This window comes from Methanospirillum sp. (assembly GCF_035406105.1).
Classification (GTDB): Archaea; Halobacteriota; Methanomicrobia; order Methanomicrobiales; family Methanospirillaceae; genus Methanospirillum.
Map to the genome: position 1 here is coordinate 1 of NZ_DAONKG010000177.1, position 5,197 is coordinate 5,197.

Sequence of the window (5,197 nt, forward strand, 5' to 3'; positions counted from 1 at the left end):
TTTCACGATAACCGGGTCAGGAATAGCGTCCATGACAATGACCTCACCAGCTGAAATATCTCGTGGCGTGTCGAGAGATGCACCCAGGGACACCAGGGCAGACCGCAACGCCAGCATAACCCTAAAGAAGTTCTTCAGATACCTCCTACTTTTCCTTCCGCTCCATGGTGAAGAGGTTAATGATTATCAGGGTCTGTTGCCACCGCTTCGGGGAATTGAAGCATAGGCAGGAACTGTACAATATTTAAAAGAGAGGTGTACAGGGAGGTAAAAGTTGATGGAAAAAAATGAGGGTTAATATCCGCGAATTTCTGCCCTGACTTTCTCAAGGTTTTCAATCCGCTTTTCCAGTGGCGGGTGTGTTGAGAAGAGCCCTGCAAGAGTTTTGCCAGACAGAGCGGGGATAATATAGAATGCATTTGCTCCTTCAGCAGCTACCTTAGCTTCCGGGGGCAGACGATCCATTCTCCCGCTGATCTTCAGAAGGGCTGATATCAGGGCATCCGGATTTGTAGTGATATATGCAGCTCCCCGGTCGGCTGCAAATTCCCGGTACCGGGAGAGAGCCATCATGAGCAGGGTTGCAATAACCCAGACCACTGCTGCGACGATACCGGCAATAATCCATGCTCCTCCCTGTTCCCGGTTACTAAATATTGAGGCAAACAGGAAGTTGTTCATGATCATAGACGCAATCATGGCAACAAAGCTGGCAACCGTCATGGTAAGGATATCCCGGTTTTTCACATGGGAGAGCTCATGAGCAAGGACCGCTTCCAGCTCGTCACGGTTCAACGTCTGCATGATTGAATCCGTCACAGCGACAACTGCATGATTCGGACTTCTTCCGGTGGCGAATGCATTTGGCATCGGCGAGTGCATGACTGCAATCCGTGGTTTTGGAAGTTCTGCCTCCATGCATAACTTCTCGATCATGCGGTGGAGTTCCGGCGCTTCATCATATTCAACAATCTTTGAACCGGTGGACATGAGCACCAGTTTGTCGGAGAAGAAATACTGGATAAGACCCATGACGACTGCGATCAGAATGATAAACCCTGATGGCAGACCAAGGGCTATGAGAATACCCATGAACACCAGATACACGAGTAAAAGCAGTGCCCATGTCAGGAGAATCCTTCCTGTCAGGCCTGCATCACGTTTCCACTTCATATCGGTCTAAGGTACTTTTATCTTCGAGGATATAGAGTTATACCATCCAAACGAAAATAAATGCTTCAACAGGAGGAGAAATGCTTTATTCACGAATTGTATATCGCCCGGTGTACTGCGTCATCAGGACCTTCACACATCACGATCCCCGGAATATTCCAGCTCTTTATCCCGTAAACAGGAATGCCCATCTTTAACGCAAAGGCTATCTCTGAAAGCGTACCATATTCCCCACCGATCGCAATAACCGCATCAGCTGAACCGACAAGAATGACATTTCGTGCATGATCCATCCGGGTTTTGATTATGACGGTCAGGTAGGCATTCCCTTCTGACCCGGGGACGATACCTGCAACAATCCCCCCGGCTGTATACGCTCCCCGGCATGAGGCCTCCATAACACCTCCCCGTCCGCCGGAGAGAAGAACCGCTCCATGGTGTGCAAGGAGAACACCAACACGTTCTGCACAGACCAGATCCTGCTCTTCGGCAATGGAACCTCCAATGACGGCAATCTGTCTTTTCGGTTCTGATGATGATTCACGTGATGATTTCATAAATAATTGTCTAGCATTACAAAAAAACTGATATCAATCAGGGTTTTGAGATTTATGCATCTTTCGTCTATTTTTGTAGGAAACGAACCGACCAGTCATGCTGTAACACCAGCCTGATCAGCATCAGTATAAATCCCGTTTGGAATACAGATATCAAATCTGGCTCCATTTCCAGGTAATCCAGTTTCATGGATAGAAATCCCGGTCAAGGCGAGAATCTCCCTGACAAGAAAGAGTCCTAAACCGGTGTGTTTTCCATGTCCGCGTGTGAATATTTTTCCTTTTTCATCATCAGGCACACCAATGCCATCATCCTGCCAGGAGATTATTAACCCATCCGGATTTTTCTGTCCTGATACCTGTATCCAGGTAACCATTCCACCATGCCGGATGGAATTGTCCAGAAGATTGTGAAATACCTTTTCCAGCATCGGATCAGCAAATATGGATATATTTTCAAGATTTACATCCAGGGTTATCCCTTCAGGAATCTGAAGACGCCGAATGACTGAGCTAAGATTCTGCCATAATGGTTTCTGAATTCCCAGATCCTGATACAGCCGGGTGAATTCAATCTGTTTTTGAATATCTGTTGTCGCGGCTTTAAGAGTTTTTAAAAAGTGGGAGATATTTGGATCATGACATTCCATCTCTGCAATCTCAAGAGCACCGAGGATAATGGTCACCTTATTCAGGATATCATGTCTTGTTATACTATTCATCAGGTTAATCTGCCGTGACGCTTGCCGGAGTGATTTTTCTATCTGCTTCCGGTCAGTAATATCACGAAGTGAGAGCAATATTGCTTGCTTTCCATCATATTGTATCAGCTTGCCGATACTTTCTACGGTAACCGGTCTGCCGCTGCCAGTTATGGCATCATATTCGGCAGTATAAGAGTCATTGCCTTGCGACACTTCAATAAAATCATGGGTGACGTCTTCACGTGATTTAGGAGCGATAAATTCCATAACATTCGTTCCAGGTTTATATGTTCCATCTTCTGTTTCCATCATCCGTGCCGCAGCATTATTTGCAAACAGAAGAGTTCCCTGTAGATCCACAATAAGAATCGGTTCCAGCGCATGAGTTACCAGAAACCGGTATTTTTCTTCGCTTTGAATGAGTTCTTTTTTGGTTTTATGCCGTTCTACAACCTTTTCTATGGTAAAGGCAAGATCTGAAAAGACAACTTCCGGGTCATTTCCTTTCCTGACATAGTAATCAGCCTTCGCTGCAATAGCACGGATAACGACATCCTCATCCCCCTTTCCGGTAAAAAGAATAAACGGAATATCCCCAAATTTTTCTCGTACCTCTGTAAGCAGATCGATGCCATCCATTCCAGGCATGACATAGTCAGAGACGATAACATCACAGGAGTTTCGTGATAAATAATCCAAAGCCTCCTGTGCTGAGCAACAGGTTGATACGGAAAATCCCTTCCGGGTAAGAAATAGGGAGAAAGTGATACAAAGATCCTCCTCATCATCAACATATAAAACTGAGATCAGATATATCACCCCCTCACGTTCAGGCTACCCGAATGAGTGATCCCACTATCCCCTCTGTGGAATACACATACACGGATTATATGTAATTGGAAGATGTTTATTCTTTTATGGTATTTATGAATATGTATGCCCGTAAAGATGAACATTCAAGCAATCATGATGTTTACCTGGTTGCATTCATTGTTTTTTCAGGCATCTAATCTCTCCAGCTCATGCCTGGCGGGCAAATACTTATTGCCCCATTATTCCTCTTTATGGAGGAAGATCATATGATCAAACGGATCATCTCACCAGATAAAGAGACGATGGAGTGTAAAATTCTCAATCCTATTGAGTATTGGCTCTGGAAATTCAGATATGTCTCATTTCTTGCAGTTGTATTTTGTGCCATAGCATCAGTAGCCCTCTTTGTCATGGGCACCCTGGAGATCATACATCCTGTCAAACAGATACTGCTCACCTCTATTGGTGTAGCAACAGAATATGCAAGCCTTGAAAATGAGGAGATTTTAAAAGGTTTTATCGGGGCACTGGATCTCTATCTTATCGCTGTCTTCTTCCTCATCTTTAGCTTTGGCCTGTATGAACTGATCATTTCAAAAATTGATGTTGCACGCAGTCCCTGTGATGATGTTGAGCATCCGCTTCTCCAGATCACCTCTCTTGATGAACTAAAAAGCAAAATCATCAAGGTAATCATCATTATCCTGATGGTCGCCTTCTTTAAGAATGTCATCACCATGAAGATGATTTCGGTCAGTGATGCCCTTCTTCTGGCTCTTGCAATTCTGGCCCTGTGCATCGGGTCATACTTCCTGACAAAAGAGCATTAAAAAAGGATTGATATTTCATGCCTCTTTTTTGGATAACACAGCAGACAAGAACTGATGACTGATTGGGAATCTGATATCTTTTCAGGTCCAGTTCATTGCCTTATAAAATACTCTTAAAAATTAGCTGAATACGAAAAAAGGTGTTAATAATTATCGCACCAGAGTTCAAAGTATGCCTGTGCATGTGCACAAACCGGGCATGGCGATGGTGCACTGGATGCCTCATGGACATATCCACAATTCCTGCACTTCCATCTGACAGGTGTAGGACGGGTAAATACGGTCTTTTTCTCAACCGCCGCAAGAAGTTTTCTAAACCGTTCTTCATGGGACACTTCAACTTTTGCAATATGACGAAATGTTTCTGCGATTTCTGGAAAACCTTCTTTTTCCGCAGTTTCTGCAAATCCAGGGTAGAGGGCTCCCCATTCATGCTTTTCGCCATCAGCTGCAGCCTTCAGGTTTTCAGGAGTTGTTCGTATCATCCCTGCAGGGTACGATGCTGTGATCTCTGCATCTCCACCGGGAAGTAATTTAAAGAATAATTTTGCATGCTCCTTCTCATTGTCAGCAGTTTCGGTAAAAATTGCAGATATCTGCTCGTACCCCTCCTTTTTTGCAACACTTGCAAAATAATTATATCGCATCCGGGCCTGTGATTCTCCTGCAAATGCAGCAAGGAGGTTTTTTTCAGTCTGACTTCCTTTTAATTCCATAGCGATCAGCCTGTATCATAACGTTATTCGTTATGTCGTAAGATAATGGTCTGCTCTGAACCAATAAATAGATAACAGATAGTGATATATAATCCTGATTATATGGCAGCAAATATATTCTTCTTTACTATCGCCCCCTTTTTCATTGTACTCTCCAAATTAATGAGTGCATTCTGGACAGGTATGTATGAGTATGAGGTTCAAAGTGAAAAACCGTTTATTCTTACCGTTCCAAAAAAGATCACTTATTCCTTTCATAAATATGTAAAACCACCAATATGAGAGTTGATGAAAATTTCAGCATTTTTTCAGGACAATTTTTTTAAACCGTTCTTTCAAATCCGGGTCTTTGCAGCATTCCTCGATAAATTCGACTGCACTCAAAAGCTTATCATATGTTTCCG

The 5,197-nt window shown here is 43.7% G+C and carries 5 protein-coding genes; 1 reads left to right on the forward strand and 4 read right to left on the reverse strand.

Annotation, left to right across the window (positions count from 1 at the left end; translation table 11 throughout):
• Positions 1–294: 294 nt before the first annotated feature.
• From htpX to PLA23_RS10245, 3 genes are all read right to left on the reverse strand, one after another.
• Positions 295–1,173, reverse strand: a complete 879-nt coding sequence (htpX, locus tag PLA23_RS10235; RefSeq protein WP_324331439.1) for a zinc metalloprotease HtpX — start codon at positions 1,171–1,173, stop codon at positions 295–297.
• 89 nt (positions 1,174–1,262) lie between these two features.
• Complete coding sequence (locus tag PLA23_RS10240) at positions 1,263–1,730, reverse strand: TIGR00725 family protein (protein WP_324475116.1); 468 nt, start codon at positions 1,728–1,730, stop codon at positions 1,263–1,265.
• Positions 1,731–1,825: 95 nt separating this feature from the next.
• The gene (locus PLA23_RS10245; protein ID WP_324475117.1) at positions 1,826–3,253 is read right to left on the reverse strand and encodes a response regulator; all 1,428 of its coding nucleotides are present in this window, start codon (positions 3,251–3,253) and stop codon (positions 1,826–1,828) included.
• Positions 3,254–3,513: 260 nt separating this feature from the next.
• Here PLA23_RS10245 and PLA23_RS10250 point away from each other — a divergent pair, with 260 nt between their 5' ends.
• Positions 3,514–4,077 carry a YqhA family protein gene (locus PLA23_RS10250; protein ID WP_324475118.1) on the forward strand — a complete coding sequence of 188 codons (564 nt, stop codon included), beginning with the start codon at positions 3,514–3,516 and terminating at the stop codon, positions 4,075–4,077.
• Positions 4,078–4,220: 143 nt separating this feature from the next.
• On the opposite strand, the gene rbr is transcribed toward PLA23_RS10250, so the two are convergent.
• Positions 4,221–4,793 (reverse strand): rubrerythrin, encoded by a 573-nt coding sequence (gene rbr / locus PLA23_RS10255; protein ID WP_324475119.1) that lies wholly within the window; start codon positions 4,791–4,793, stop codon positions 4,221–4,223.
• Between the last annotated feature and the right edge of the window lie 404 nt (positions 4,794–5,197).